The 13,847-nt window shown below is 35.8% G+C and carries 14 protein-coding genes; 3 read left to right on the top strand and 11 right to left on the bottom strand.

Annotated elements, in window-relative coordinates; translation table 11 throughout:
• The first annotated feature begins 10 nt into the window (after positions 1 to 10).
• From ACOCEA_RS05165 to arfB, 3 genes are all read left to right on the top strand, one after another.
• On the top strand, positions 11 to 2,086 hold the full coding sequence (locus tag ACOCEA_RS05165) for a prolyl oligopeptidase family serine peptidase (protein WP_420755144.1): 2,076 nt from the start codon (positions 11 to 13) through the stop codon (positions 2,084 to 2,086).
• A 74-nt stretch (positions 2,087 to 2,160) separates the two neighbouring features.
• The gene (locus ACOCEA_RS05160) at positions 2,161 to 3,150 is read left to right on the top strand and encodes an ABC transporter ATP-binding protein (protein WP_420755143.1); all 990 of its coding nucleotides are present in this window, start codon (positions 2,161 to 2,163) and stop codon (positions 3,148 to 3,150) included.
• 240 nt (positions 3,151 to 3,390) lie between these two features.
• Positions 3,391 to 3,792 (top strand): alternative ribosome rescue aminoacyl-tRNA hydrolase ArfB, encoded by a 402-nt coding sequence (gene arfB / locus ACOCEA_RS05155; RefSeq protein WP_420755142.1) that lies wholly within the window; start codon positions 3,391 to 3,393, stop codon positions 3,790 to 3,792.
• Here the strand turns inward: arfB and ACOCEA_RS05150 are convergent.
• From ACOCEA_RS05150 to ACOCEA_RS05100, 11 genes are all read right to left on the bottom strand, one after another.
• The gene (locus ACOCEA_RS05150; RefSeq protein ID WP_420755141.1) at positions 3,789 to 4,625 is read right to left on the bottom strand and encodes a fumarylacetoacetate hydrolase family protein; all 837 of its coding nucleotides are present in this window, start codon (positions 4,623 to 4,625) and stop codon (positions 3,789 to 3,791) included. The genes arfB and ACOCEA_RS05150 overlap by 4 nt on opposite strands.
• Positions 4,626 to 4,636: 11 nt before the next feature.
• The gene (locus tag ACOCEA_RS05145) at positions 4,637 to 5,965 is read right to left on the bottom strand and encodes a GntP family permease (RefSeq protein WP_420755140.1); all 1,329 of its coding nucleotides are present in this window, start codon (positions 5,963 to 5,965) and stop codon (positions 4,637 to 4,639) included.
• A gap of 3 nt (positions 5,966 to 5,968) precedes the next feature.
• Entirely contained in the window at positions 5,969 to 7,690 is a 1,722-nt protein-coding gene (locus tag ACOCEA_RS05140; protein WP_420755139.1) for an IlvD/Edd family dehydratase, read from the bottom strand.
• 56 nt (positions 7,691 to 7,746) lie between these two features.
• Positions 7,747 to 8,217: a 3-oxoacyl-ACP synthase gene (locus ACOCEA_RS05135; protein ID WP_420755138.1), complete on the bottom strand. Its 471-nt coding sequence runs from the start codon at positions 8,215 to 8,217 to the stop codon at positions 7,747 to 7,749.
• Positions 8,204 to 8,818, bottom strand: coding sequence for a hypothetical protein (locus ACOCEA_RS05130; protein ID WP_420755137.1), 615 nt, complete (start codon positions 8,816 to 8,818; stop codon positions 8,204 to 8,206). The genes ACOCEA_RS05135 and ACOCEA_RS05130 overlap by 14 nt, the downstream gene beginning before the upstream one ends.
• Before the next feature lie 169 nt (positions 8,819 to 8,987).
• Positions 8,988 to 10,100, bottom strand: a complete 1,113-nt coding sequence (locus ACOCEA_RS05125) for an NAD(P)/FAD-dependent oxidoreductase (RefSeq protein ID WP_420755136.1) — start codon at positions 10,098 to 10,100, stop codon at positions 8,988 to 8,990.
• Between the two features lie 219 nt (positions 10,101 to 10,319).
• A complete protein-coding gene (locus ACOCEA_RS05120; RefSeq protein ID WP_420755135.1) occupies positions 10,320 to 11,036 on the bottom strand; it encodes an SGNH/GDSL hydrolase family protein in 717 nt (238 codons plus the stop codon).
• Positions 11,037 to 11,210: 174 nt separating this feature from the next.
• Complete coding sequence (locus ACOCEA_RS05115; protein ID WP_420755134.1) at positions 11,211 to 11,504, bottom strand: hypothetical protein; 294 nt, start codon at positions 11,502 to 11,504, stop codon at positions 11,211 to 11,213.
• Positions 11,505 to 11,509: 5 nt separating this feature from the next.
• Positions 11,510 to 11,851 (bottom strand): DUF6090 family protein, encoded by a 342-nt coding sequence (locus tag ACOCEA_RS05110; RefSeq protein ID WP_420755530.1) that lies wholly within the window; start codon positions 11,849 to 11,851, stop codon positions 11,510 to 11,512.
• Positions 11,852 to 12,209: 358 nt separating this feature from the next.
• Complete coding sequence (locus ACOCEA_RS05105; protein ID WP_420755133.1) at positions 12,210 to 13,319, bottom strand: nickel-binding protein; 1,110 nt, start codon at positions 13,317 to 13,319, stop codon at positions 12,210 to 12,212.
• Positions 13,320 to 13,340: 21 nt separating this feature from the next.
• On the bottom strand, positions 13,341 to 13,706 hold the full coding sequence (locus ACOCEA_RS05100) for a DUF4242 domain-containing protein (protein WP_420755132.1): 366 nt from the start codon (positions 13,704 to 13,706) through the stop codon (positions 13,341 to 13,343).
• Between the last annotated feature and the right edge of the window lie 141 nt (positions 13,707 to 13,847).

The raw sequence follows: 13,847 nt of genomic DNA, 5'->3' as shown, positions 1-13,847 counted from the left end.
AACAATTGTTGTGACCTACCCCACTACCAATAAAGTTGATTCCGTTGATACCTATTTTGGAAATGAAATAAAAGATCCATTTCGTTGGCTAGAGGATGACCGTAGTCCAGAGACTGAAGCATGGGTTAAAAAACAAAATGAAACTACGTTTAACTACCTTGATAAAATCCCATTTAGGAATGATTTAAAAAATAGGTTAGAAAAATTATGGAACTATGAAAAATTAGGTTCCCCTTTCAAAGAAGGGGAGTACACCTATTTTTATAAAAATGACGGACTTCAAAACCAATATGTAGTTTACCGAAAAAAGGCAGACTCAGAAGCTGAGGTATTTCTTGACCCAAATACTTTTTCTGAAGACGGCACTACCTCATTGTCAGGACTAAGCTTTACAAAAGATGGCTCACTAGCTACGTATCTTATATCTGAAGGTGGTAGCGATTGGCGCAAAGGAATTGTCATCAATACGGAAACCAAACAGGTTATGGAAGATGCTCTGGTGGATATTAAATTTAGCGGTATTTCTTGGCGCGGAAATGATGGTTTCTACTATTCCAGTTATGACAAACCTGAAGGAAGTGAGCTCTCTGCGAAAACAGACCAACATAAGGTGTACTATCACAAACTTGGAACGCCACAAAAAAATGATGCCCTTGTTTTTGGGGGAAAACCATTAGAAAAGCACAGATATATTGGCGCGAGTGTTACAGAAGACAATAGATATCTGGTAATCTCAGCATCAGTTTCAACTTCTGGAAATAAGCTATTTATAAGAGACTTGGAAGATCCTAACGGACTTTTAATTCCAATAGTAAATGATACAGAATCTGATAATTATATTATTGATAACGTTGGTTCTAAACTATTTATAGTTACCAATAGAAATGCCCCTAATCAGAAAATTGTTACTGTTGATGCCAAAAACCCAGAAACGGAGCATTGGGTAGACATTATCCCTGAAACAGAAAATGTTCTTAGCCCAAACACTGGCGGAGGATATATTTTTACTGAATATATGGTTGATGCCATTTCTAAAGTTTACCAATATGATTATGAAGGCAAATTGGTACGTGAGGTTAAATTACCAGGTGTGGGTAGTGCTAGTGGTTTTGGCGGCAAGAAGGAGGACAAGGAATTTTACTTTTCCTTTACGAACTATAACACTCCTGGTTCTTCATATAAATACAATGTTGAAACTGGGGAATACATTCAATATTGGGAACCTGAAATAGATTTCAACCCAGAAGATTACAAGTCTACCCAAGTATTTTATACCTCTAGGGACGGCACTAAAGTTCCTATGATCATTACCCACAAAAAAGGGTTGGCGCTAAATGGGAAAAACCCAACAATATTATACGGATATGGTGGTTTCAATATAAGTCTTACCCCATCATTTAGTATTGTAAATGCGGTTTGGATGGAACAAGGTGGCATATATGCCGTTCCCAATTTAAGAGGTGGTGGCGAGTATGGCAAACAATGGCATGATGCAGGTACCAAAACTAAAAAGCAAAACGTTTTTGATGATTTTATAGCTGCAGCAGAATATCTTATTGGAAACAACTATACGTCAAAAGAATTTTTGGCCGTTCGTGGCGGCTCCAATGGTGGGTTATTGGTTGGGGCAACTATGACACAGCGGCCAGATTTAATAAAAGTGGCATTGCCTGCTGTAGGTGTTCTAGACATGTTACGTTATCATACATTTACCGCTGGAGCCGGTTGGGCCTATGATTATGGTACTGCTGAGGAAAGTGAGGAAATGTTTAATTACTTAAAAGGATACTCACCGGTGCACAATGTTAAAAATGGTGTGTTATACCCAGCAACTTTGGTGACAACAGGGGACCACGATGACCGTGTTGTACCCGCACATAGTTTTAAATTTGTGGCAGAACTACAAGAGAAACAAACGGGCACTAACCCTACCCTAATACGAATTGAAACCAATGCTGGACATGGGGCCGGAACCCCAGTAAACAAGACCATTGAACAGTATGCGGACATTTTTGGTTTTACCCTTTTTAATATGGGTTATCAGGAATTGCCAAATACATCTGTTTTAAAAGAGTTTAAGGAATAACCCTTGTGGTTGTCAATAAAATATAAGAAAATCCGTTCCTTAAATAGGACAAGATTTTTCATTAAAACCTTTACATGCTAAGAATAGAAAATGTATCCTTTTCTTATGGAAACTCCCCAGTATTAGAGGATATTAACCTTAGAATACAACGCAGGGAACATATTGCCCTAATTGGAGAAAGCGGCTGTGGAAAAAGCACCTTGCTTAAAATAATCTATGGCTTAATGGATCTAGAGGAAGGACGACTGTTCTGGGAAGATGAGCCCATTCTTGGTCCGGCATTTAATTTAGTGCCCGGAGCACCATTTATGAAATATCTATCCCAAGATTTTGATTTAATGCCCTTCACGACCGTTACAGAAAATATTAGTCAGTATTTATCTGTATTCTATCCCAAGGAACTAAAAGAGCGCACCCAGGAATTATTGGAATTGATTGAACTCACTGAATTTGCAGACAAAAAAGTAAAGACCTTGAGTGGCGGTCAGCAACAACGGGTGGCTCTAGCAAGGGTGTTGGCACAAAAACCAGAAATCTTGCTCCTAGATGAGCCTTTTGGCCATATAGACAATTTTCTAAAAAATAATTTAAGAAGGAAAATATTCAAATACTTAAAAGATAATGGTATCACCTGTATTGTTGCTACACATGATTTTAACGATGTACTACCGTTTACGGATAGGGTTTTTGTTCTCAGAAACACCAATATTATTGCGAAAGGCAGACCAATAGAACTGTACAAAAATCCACGGGACCTCTATATAGCCTCCCTGTTTGGTGAAGCCAATAGTATTGCCATAGACATTCTTAAATCATACGCCAATACGAAGCGTAAAATTATAGTTTATGCACATGAATTCAGAATTTCAGAGGCTTCTGGAATTGAGACCGAGGTAGAAAGATGTTATCCTATGGGAAGCCATTTTTTAATTGAAGGAAAAATAGAAAATAATGAAACATTGTTTTTTCATTCCAAGACCGAACTATCCATGCACAAAAAGGTTTTTTTAAATGTTTCTTTAGAAACTATAAACCAAAGATTACAAACGACACTTGACCCATAATTCCCTTTTACCTTTAAAAATAAGCATTACAACAAGTTATCATACTAATATCCAGTTTCTTACGTTCTAACGTGAATTTTTAAATAAAAAATCATGAAAAAAATACACTTGGTACTTACATTGGTTGTATTTGCTTTGTTGTTGTTACCAATATTTATTGGTTAACTTCTGTTTACGCCGCTTTTTACAACACCAACTTGATACTTTTTAGAATGATTACCTTTGGTTAAAAGCATTTGATTGGAAAAGGAAATTATTCTTGCCGAACTTCAATTTAAGGCCATTAGAAGTAGTGGCCCTGGAGGACAACACGCCAACAAGGTGTCCTCCAAGGTAGAACTTTCCTATAATTTAAGTGATTCTGCTGGACTTACCGAAAAGGAAAAGTCTAGGCTATTGCTAAAATTAAAATCAAAATTATCCAATACTGGACAATTACAACTGCAATGTGATGAGTCTAGAAGTCAGCATAAAAACAAAGAATTGGCTATAGATCGCTTTTTTAAATTATTAGAAAACGCATTAAAGGTTCCTAAAAAGCGAAAAAGAACAAAGCCCACTAAGTCATCAATAGAAAAAAGATTGACCTCAAAAAAAAGAACGGCCTTAAAAAAAGCCCATAGGGGAAAACCAGAAATTTAAGCCACTGTGTTATATAAAGTACCTATTCCATCAATTGTAATATGTATTTCATCATCTCTTTTCAATGTGAAATCATTAGAAGGTACTATACCTGTACCCGTCATTAGCAAACTGCCATAGGGAAAGGAACATTCCCTGTATAAATATTCCACAATATCACCGAGGTTGCGTTTTATCTGGTCTACTCCTATTTCATCAGAAAAAACCGTCCTGCCCTCTCGATCAATTTTTAATCGAATCTTAGTTGTTCTCAATAAAGGACTATCCGTCAATAAAACACAAGGCCCAATAGCGGCACATCCATCATATGTTTTAGCTTGTGGTAAGTATAATGGGTTTTCACCCTCAATACTTCTGGAGCTCATATCATTTCCTATAGTGTAGCCTACTATTTTACCAGATGAAGTAATTACTAATGTTAATTCTGGTTCAGGCACATTCCACGTAGAGTCTTTTCGAATCCTAACCTTCCCTCCATGGCCAACAGTTCTGTAGCCGGTAGATTTAAAGAACAGCTCAGGACGTTCCGCTTCATAAACCCGGGCATAGAAATCACTACCACCCGTTTCTTTAGACTCTTCTTCCCTGCCCAATTTACTGTTATAATAGGTTACCCCACTGGCCCAAATTTCTTGACTTTCTACTGGAGGCTTAATTTCTGATTTTAAAATGGATGATGGGTCCTTTATCCTATTCCCATTATTTAATTTAGCTAAGGTGTTTTGTAATATACCATCGTCATTAATAAAGGTATCCCAGTTCTCATTTTCCAAAAGATAAAACTCATTTTCATGTGCTATAAGTAAACCACTATTGGTATTGTATACTTTCATATAGATTGATTTTAAGCAAGAATTAAGTAAAATATAAATACGGTTATTGCGCCTGTAAGCCCCAATAATCCACTCCCCAAACTAAATAGTCGATAACCTGTTTTTACATTCATTCCGCTCATTTGGGTAACCACCCAAAAGAAACTGTCATTCGCATGGGATACCACCGCAGACCCTGCCCCTATAGCAATGACCACCAATGCTTTAACTATTTCTGTCTCAAACCCTAAAGAAGGCATCATGGGCATAATAATAGAAGCGGTAGTCACCAAAGCAACTGTAGAAGAGCCTTGTGCCGTTTTTATAGCGGCAGCCAATACAAAAGGTAAAAATATTCCAATATTATAATCGGTTAGTAATTGACCTAGCGTATCGGCAATACCAGAATTTTGAAGGATCTTACCAAAAATTCCTCCAGCACCAGTTATTAAAATTATGGAAGCGGCATCCTTAATGGCCTTGCCTACCCACCCAGAAGAAGACAGCATGTCTTCGTTTAGTTTTTTAGGTAATAGAAGGCATAAGAATATACCCAACAATAACGCGATAACAGGTTCTCCTACAAAATTAATGAGATCTATAAAACCATTCTCTATTCCTGTTCTTTTAGGGTTCAATACAGAACGTAAAACTATTAAGAGTATGGGCACCAAAATGGGGATTGATGCCTTTAAGGCACTTGGCGGATTTTCCATTTCCTTTTCCGCCTCCAAGGTATTGGATACATCTGGTTCTATAAAAGTCTTGCCAGCGTACCTTTTTGCAAAAATAATACCCGCAATAAGCGCTATAAGACTAATTGGAAATCCAAATGCAATGACAAGACCCAGGTCTGCCCCCAGAATACCTGCAGCGGCTATGGGACCAGGAGTAGGTGGTACCATGGTATGTGAGGCCATTAGTCCCAAACCTAAGGCAATTGCAGGTCCGGCAATAGAAATCTTTGCCTTTTTAGAAAGACTTTTATTTAAGGGGTGAAGTAACATAAACCCACTATCGGCAAATACAGGAATAGAAACAATATAACCTATTATGCCCATGGCGGTTGGCACTCGTTTTTTTCCTATAAGTTTTAATACTTTCTCCGCAATTGCAAAAGCACCTCCAGTATTTTCCAAGAAGGCACCAATTATAACTCCTAAAACGATAATTAGGCCAATTTTGCCAAGTGTAGAACCAAACCCATCATTTATAGAAGCAATTATATCTTGATAGGGCATCCCCGCAAAAAGACCATAAAGAATAGAAACAATGAACAAGGCTATAAAGGCATGCACCTTTAACTTTGTAGTCAGAAAAATAATGGCCAATACGGCAATGAGTAAATATAGCAGTTCCATAATCTAGTGTAAATCCCTTTCAACTTTAGAACCTGAACCTCCTACTAGAAAATCCAAATCTGCACCCTTATCAGCTTGTTCTACATGTGATATATACATTTTAACATAGCCCCTATCTACCAATGGCATAGGAGGTGTCCATGCTTTTTTGCGTTTTAGTAGTTCATCTTCAGAAATATCCAAATGCAATTTTCTATTTTTTACATCTAATTCTATCCAATCCCCGTTTTGAACAATAGCAAGTGTTCCGCCAACGGTAGATTCTGGGGATACATGTAAAACTACCGTTCCTGCAGCTGTACCACTCATGCGACCATCTGAGATACGTACCAAATCGGTAATACCTTTTGCCAATAATTTTTTAGGAAGATCTACATTGCCTACTTCGGGCATTCCTGGGTAACCTTTGGGACCAACCCCTTTTAATACGATCACACTATTTTCATCAATATCCAATTCTGGCTCATCAATTCGTTCATGGTAATCTTCCATGCTTTCAAAAACCACTGCCCTTCCCCTATGGCTCATTAATTTTTCCGATGCTGCAGATGGTTTTATAACTGCACCATTTTCACAAAGATTCCCTTTTAAAACTGCGATTCCCGCTTCTTTTTGAAAAGGATTGTTTAAGGTTGATATGACATCGTCATCGTAACAGACAGCATCCAAATAATTATCCGTTAGTGCTTTATTATTTACAGTTACAGTGTTGTTACGTAATAGCGGGGATAACTCTTTCATAACTACGGACAAGCCGCCAGCATAAAAGAAATCTTCCATTAAATATTTGCCAGAAGGCTTCATGTTAACCAGCAAGGGCACTTTACTTCCTACAGTATCAAAATCCTCAAGGTTTAATTCCACGCCTATTCTACCGGCAATAGCGGTTAAATGAATAATTAGGTTTGTTGAACCTCCAACCGCTGCGTTGGTCACAATAGCATTTTCAAAAGCCTCCCTAGTTAAAATCTTGGAAAGTTTTAAATCTTCCTTTACCATATCCACAATACGCCTGCCAGACAATTGTGCAAAAAGCTTCTTTCTAGAGTCCGCCGCGGGTATAGATGAAAAACCTGGCAAGGTAAGCCCCAAAGCCTCGCACATAGTTGCCATGGTAGAAGCGGTTCCCATGGTGTTACAATGACCAATACTTCTAGCCACGCATACTTCAGCTTCCCTGATATCAGCAGCAGAATAACCAGCTATCTCTTGCTTTTCCTTAATCATCCAATTCATTGAGCCAGAGCCAATTTTTTCACCTCTAAACCTACCACTAAGCATTGGTCCGCCTGGGACAACAATGGTCGGTAAATCCACGCTGCAAGCACCCATAATTGTAGATGGCGTAGTTTTGTCACAACCCGTTAAAAGCACAATGCCATCTAACGGGTTTGCCCTAATGGACTCCTCGGTATCCATACTGGCAAGATTCCGAAATAACATTGTTGTGGGCCTCATTATAGTTTCGCCCAAAGACATAACCGGAAACTCTAAAGGAAAACCACCAGCTTCTAAAATTCCTCTTTTAACTACTTCTGCAAAATCACGTAAATGTCCATTACAAGGCGTAAGTTCTGACCATGTGTTACATATCCCAATAACGGGCTTTCCTTCAAAATAATCATCTGGATACCCTTGATTTCTTAGCCATGAACGATGTACAAAACCCATTTTGTCATTTCCGCCAAACCATTCTGCACTTCTTAGCTTATTTTTGTCCTCCATTATTTTGGTTGTCTTTAAATCTAGGGTTTAAGATAACCAAAAAAAGATATCTGACTTTAGTAAATTGCCACAATTGAAGATGTTGTTTGGTTAAAGGAGAATTCGTCACCTACAGACTTCCCCAATAAAAGCTTTCCAATTGGTGTTCCTCCTGAGATACAAAATACCGATGTATCCTTTAGCTTAAACTCGCCAGAAGAAATTGCGATGTAGTAATTAAAAGTATTGGTAATCACCAGATTTCCCAGTCCAATTTTATGGGTTGGCATTTGAACACCTATCTTAGACATAACTTGTTGCATTTTTTCAACCTCTGCCAATTGTCTTCCCAATTTTTCGCGCTCTAATTGTATCATGGCACGCCCCGTTTCATGCTTGTCACCTGCACTACTTTTTGTTTCTGTGGTCAATGCTACTTCCAATTCCTTTATTTGTTGGTGAATTCGGTCCCATCTACTACTAACAAAAAGCGAGCAGTGCTGATGCGCACCTAGCTTTAATTCTATAAAATCATTAATTTTCTTCAACGTGGTAGAGATCAGCTAGTTTATAGATAAGAAAGTTAACTAATTGGTCATTACTATCTCCATTGCCCATCATCTTTAGTATTTCGTCCTTATTCTCCGCCTTAAAATACATCAAATCACCAGATCTGTCATCACTAAAAATATTCCAAGACTTTAACCCCTCAAGCATAGCTTTATGTGCCTTGTATTTTTTGGTGATTTCCTCTTTTAGCTTCTTATTTACCTTAACCTCCTTTTTAGTGCCATGCGTCAATTCATATTCAGCGGTAATACGGGCATCGAACTTTTCTGCTTCGGTTATTATTTTAAAATAAGCCCTAGATACCAATGATTGGTATTTTTCATCAAACCCAACGTTGACTATAACATCATTAGTGGTACTGTTCACTAAGACCTCGTTGTCAAGACTAGCATAAAGTGTGGGAATAGTATCTTGTTGTTTTGGAACTGATATTATAGATTCTTTCCAAGCTTGGGTTTGAATCATTTCTTTCCAAATCCTATTGTATTCCTGTTGGTATTTTGTTTGCTGCACGGTACAACTAGAAATCAAAAAATGAATGAGTAGTATGCTATAAAACTTAAAATATTTTCTCCTCATATACAATTAGAGTTCTTATTAATTTAAAACACATAAGACAAGGCACCAAAACTTAATGTGGGGAGAATGTATAACAAAGCAGGAGGGCCAATATAAAAAAGAAAATAGATTTGCCCATATCATTATGGACAACTTTGATAAAAACCAGTTAAACGGCAACTAATTATCTTTAAAAAATATAGGCTAATTTCTGACCTATTCCGGTGCCAATGGCAATGCCCATACCACCTAAACGAACACCACAGGCCAAGTTATTTGACAATTGCTTAACAATGGGCTTTTTTTGATGTCCCACCCCCATTATGCCACTCCAACTGTAGTCTATTTCAAATGGTGTTCTAGGAAGAATAACCGTAGATAATAATTCCTTTAATTTATCCTGAATGATTTCAGTATTACCAAATTCATCGGTTTCTTCAGTAGCAAAATCTAAATTTCTTCCACCTCCCAATAGAATTCTGTCATCTATATTTCTAAAATAATAATATCCTTCCTCTAAATGAAAGGTGCCTTTAATATGAAGGTTCGCAATAGGTTTTGTAATTAGGACTTGTGCTCTTGCCGGTTTTACTTCCTCATTAATAAGTTGATTTGCAAAACCATTTGTAGCAATTAGCACTTTTGTAGACTTAAATTCAAAATTATTGGTTTTTACAGAAACGCTAGTGCCGGTATCATGGACCGACGTAACAGTAATTGCGTTGAGTATGGCAATATTGGATTTATGCGCCAAATCCAGCAATGATCTCATCATCTCTCCCGTATTGATTTGCCCTTCGTAATTATGGGTTATATAACTGTCCTCTATACTCTTAAAATTGAATGTGTTTGGGGTTACGGTAAAAGTATTGCCCTTAAATACAGGTTGTAACAAACCGTTTAAATATTTTATCTGGCTAACACAATGTTCATAAAGTTCACCATGTTTCTCCATAAACAATTCATGCCCACCATGTAATTGAAAGCCTATATTTTGATCCCCTAATAATTCACGTAATGTTTGGACACCTTCTTTACGTTCCTTAACCAAATTGACAAGTTCCTCCTCAGAGTGATGGTTTAAATCCGCCAATATTTCGGAAATACTACCAAAACAAGCAAAGCCAGCATTTTTGGTGCTTGCTCCTTGAGGTAAAATCCCTCTTTCTAGAATAACAATTTTGGCCTTGGGGTATCTTTTTCTTAATTGCAATGCACAATTAATGCCCACAATACCACTGCCAATTATTGTAAAATCTATGTTGGACAACCAACTTTTATACTCCCAATAGCTAAGGTTCATCTCGTGTTAGGCTTAAGATAGTGATAGATGAGGTAAGGATGAAAATAAACATCTACCCATATGGCAAACTACATGGGCACTTGGCAATACATCAGAAAATTGACCTGCCATACCGATTTGCAAATTTGATTTTTGAAGTTCAATGCGTTTTAAAAAATGAGCCATGCCTTATAACATATTATATCTCGTCTTAATCAAATATTGGATCTAAGTATTTAATTATGGAAAAGCTAAAAATGACACTTGCAATTCCCCTAGTTTTTTGTAGCCCAATGCATTCATATGAATGGGGTCCCTGTAATACAAATCCTTATTGAATATGGTATAGCCACCTAATGTAAACTGATCAAGAAACGGTATGCCATGTAGTTGGCAAACCATTTTTTGCATGTCAACATATTGAACCATCCCTTGTTCATAAAAAGGATCATATGCACCTCTATCATTAAAAGCTTTACTAGAGGTAAAGAAGTAAATAATAGCGTGAGGGTTAATTTCATAAATTTTTTTTATACAATAGTTCATCCCACCTGCTTGGGTAGTACGTTTTTCCTCATCATAATCGTCAAATTCTGTATAATCTGTATAAGACCCTATCTCCCGCTTATTGGTATAATCATTTGTTGATGCCCATAGTATATAAATATCAAACAAACCTGCTTCATCAACTTGTTCTTGGAGAGATTTTCCTTGCAATGAGGAAAATCCTGCGCCTGGAACCCCATAATTGGTAATGGTCATTCCCAAATGTTTTTCCCATAAAATTTTTGCGCTATCGCTTTCAGGTATGACTGAAACAGAGCCGCCAAAAACAGCTACCGACTTGCCATAATTGAACGATTCTTTAAGTGATAATGACTCCAATTTATTTTGCGAAAAAACACTGTTCGAAAGAATAAAAAATAGAACAACAGAACAAAAAACACTTCTTTTCATTATAGTATACATTTTAATAATCAATAGTTTTTAAAGTAAGGTAACCATTTTTTAAATCTTCAAAATTAGAAAGAACGGTTTATAAATATGGAAAGGGTTCTCTGCCATTAGGGGCTATGATTTCATGCGCAGTATCGTACTTTTGCTTTTTATTGGTTATTATTCAGCTCTTCTTCAATTAGTTGTAAAAATACTTACATTGAGTTCTCTCACATCATTTAATTCATTGATGGCTTCCTGAATCCTAGTATAACGATTTAAAATATAATCTTCAAACAAGGGGTCTAAAACCAATCCTTGATAGTCCGAATTAATTTTACTTTGACCTAATTCTTTTCTTACGGTACCTCTAAAATTCACATTTCGAATATACTTCTCAATTACCGGCTGTGATACCATACGCGTATTATATGATATTTCTTGATTTTCCTTGGCATTAGCAACAACATCATCCCAACCAAAAAGCATATTAATTAATGTTTTATTTTCAATAAAATTAATTTCTCCTGAAGAAATACCAGACCATAAAGCTCCATTTTGTGGGTCAAACGTATACCTCCAACTTGTTTTTTTATTAAATAACCCATGTATGACTCATCATTCAATATTGAATCATTATAATTTAGATTTAAGAATTCAAACGAGCTTTTAACAACCGCATTATCATATTTTAGTATTGTATCTAATTGGGTTAGGTTTTTAGCAAACTCAATCTCAAGTGCACGTAACAGATTATTCTTCTTTAAATTTCCTTTTCTATGATTATTCCAGTTATTTATTGACAATGCAATCAATATTCCTTTAACTACAAGTATGATTTCTCCGACAGCCTATTTCAGAAACTTTCCAGTATTGCCTTCTGAAAGTAACTGTTGACGAATTTTCTTGAATAATTTTATCATTGGTTAATGGTAGGTCATAATGAAGGTTAATGATAACACTATGAACAATTAGGAAACAAACAAGAGTGTAATTTTTGCTATGCTTTTAGCAAATTCTTATTGTTTTATGGCTTTTTATTTGTTCGAAGCTGAATGTTACTTCATAAATATACACATAGCTTGACATAAAAGCCTCAAATATATTTTAATTATAGGCTTTGTTACCTTCTGGCTTTTCTTTTCACAAATATGCTATCGTTAGAAAACACGCACTTTTTTGTCATTTTTTGACTTATGAATTACCTGATTCGAATTGCAACTTATTATATTTAGAAGGTAAAATACCATACATTTCATAAAAACATTTTGAAAAATACGTTGGACTACTGAAGCCTGTTTGATAGGCAATTTCAGAAATATTGGATAAATGTTTGTCTAATAAACTAAGTGCTTTATTTAATCTATATTCTTTTAAATAACTGTTTGGAGATTTTCCAATTATAGACATCATTATCCTGTACAATTTTGATTTACTTAAGCCTAAATAATTACTAAAATCCAATGCCCTTGTCTTTGAATCTGTCCAGACAGTTTCTGTATAGTCAAGTAACCTAACTACAAATTTCTTTTCAGCAAGAGTTAATGAGATAACACCTTTTATATTAATTGGATTGTTTTGATTTTCACTTTCATATAAATCTTTCACTTCTGGAGATAGAATTATTTTGCTTTTAATTATATAACACATATAACTGGCTTCCTTTATGGTGTCCTGAAAAATACCTTTATTTTGGGTTACTGGAACACCAGCACTAATGCCTATGTTAAATTCTAAATCTGGAGTTAGCGCACAATTATACAATTCTTGAATTTTAATTGCACTTTCAACAGCATTTGTAACACAGGTAAATGACATTAAAAATGAATTAGCTTCGTGTTTGACGACACGTCCATTCTGACTATTAATAATGTTAATTATTGATTTATTATAACCACGAATTGCAACATGTAAAGTTTCAATATTTTCAGTTCTTAAAACCTGCCTATTGATATTAACCACCAATAATGTCCTAAAAGCCGAATCGTTAATAATATTGAGCTTAGTGTTCTGTGATTTTTTAGGGTCTTCAATACGACCTAAAAAGGATTCAACGAGTCTTTCACTAACTTCAACTATACGTTGTGGCACAGCGCCATGTGATTTTTCATGGAGTTCTTTGATTGCTTGTTCATTAGGAGCTTCTATTAAGCAAAATGCGGTTTGTCTTCTTTCATCACACCAATAGGTTAATCCACGACAATTATATTTGTGCTCAATTTTTAAATCTGCCTGATGCATTTCTGCAATATCTTTTGCTGAAACACCATTTGGCAAATCATGAAAATCCATATAAATTGGCATAGGCCTATTTTTTAATTCATTTTATTGTTCAGCCGTTGCTGGACTAATTACTGTTGCAACCTCATTTATAGAATTTGCCGGAAAACCACCTTTTTTCGCATGCTCTTCAATTAATTCTTTATTTTCTGCTTTGTAAACGCAGTAAATTTTATCACCAGTAACATAACTGTGTTGCCATTCAATTTTTGGCCCCATTTCCTTTAATACAGTGCACGATGTTTGAGAAATTCCTTTTAACTGTTCTGCTGTTAAGTCTCCTGCTCCAGGAATACTGCGTTCGATTACATAAGTTTTCATATTGTTATTGTTTATAAGTTGTTTTTGTTGTGCTTGTATAGAATTAATAGTAAACACAATAAGCACTAAAACTAATTTGATTGCTTTCATGATAAATGTTTTAAATATTAGTACTTATAAAGCTATAACAACTTATAATCAATGAATTATACTTTTAGTCCAAAAAATCGAAATTTTGGTTCACTACTTTTTTTAGCTTTCAGATAACGCTTCGCTTATATGGCGTTATCG

The organism is Maribacter luteocoastalis (assembly GCF_048890225.1).
Classification (GTDB): domain Bacteria; phylum Bacteroidota; class Bacteroidia; order Flavobacteriales; family Flavobacteriaceae; genus Maribacter; species Maribacter luteocoastalis.
This window is presented reverse-complemented; position numbering and strand designations above follow the sequence as displayed.

Bases quoted from the DNA above. Each gene is read 5' to 3' on its own strand.
- ACOCEA_RS05160 (WP_420755143.1), top strand. From the start codon at position 2,161: ATGCTAAGAATAGAAAATGTATCCTTTTCTTATGGAAACTCCCCAGTA.
- ACOCEA_RS05150 (WP_420755141.1), bottom strand. From the start codon at position 4,625: ATGAAAGTATACAATACCAATAGTGGTTTACTTATAGCACATGAAAAT.
- ACOCEA_RS05145 (WP_420755140.1), bottom strand. From the start codon at position 5,965: ATGGAACTGCTATATTTACTCATTGCCGTATTGGCCATTATTTTTCTG.
- ACOCEA_RS05140 (WP_420755139.1), bottom strand. From the start codon at position 7,690: ATGGAGGACAAAAATAAGCTAAGAAGTGCAGAATGGTTTGGCGGAAAT.
- ACOCEA_RS05130 (WP_420755137.1), bottom strand. From the start codon at position 8,818: ATGAGGAGAAAATATTTTAAGTTTTATAGCATACTACTCATTCATTTT.
- ACOCEA_RS05125 (WP_420755136.1), bottom strand. From the start codon at position 10,100: ATGAACCTTAGCTATTGGGAGTATAAAAGTTGGTTGTCCAACATAGAT.
- ACOCEA_RS05120 (WP_420755135.1), bottom strand. From the start codon at position 11,036: ATGAAAAGAAGTGTTTTTTGTTCTGTTGTTCTATTTTTTATTCTTTCG.
- ACOCEA_RS05115 (WP_420755134.1), bottom strand. From the start codon at position 11,504: ATGCTTTTTGGTTGGGATGATGTTGTTGCTAATGCCAAGGAAAATCAA.
- ACOCEA_RS05105 (WP_420755133.1), bottom strand. From the start codon at position 13,319: ATGCCAATTTATATGGATTTTCATGATTTGCCAAATGGTGTTTCAGCA.
- ACOCEA_RS05100 (WP_420755132.1), bottom strand. From the start codon at position 13,706: ATGAAAGCAATCAAATTAGTTTTAGTGCTTATTGTGTTTACTATTAAT.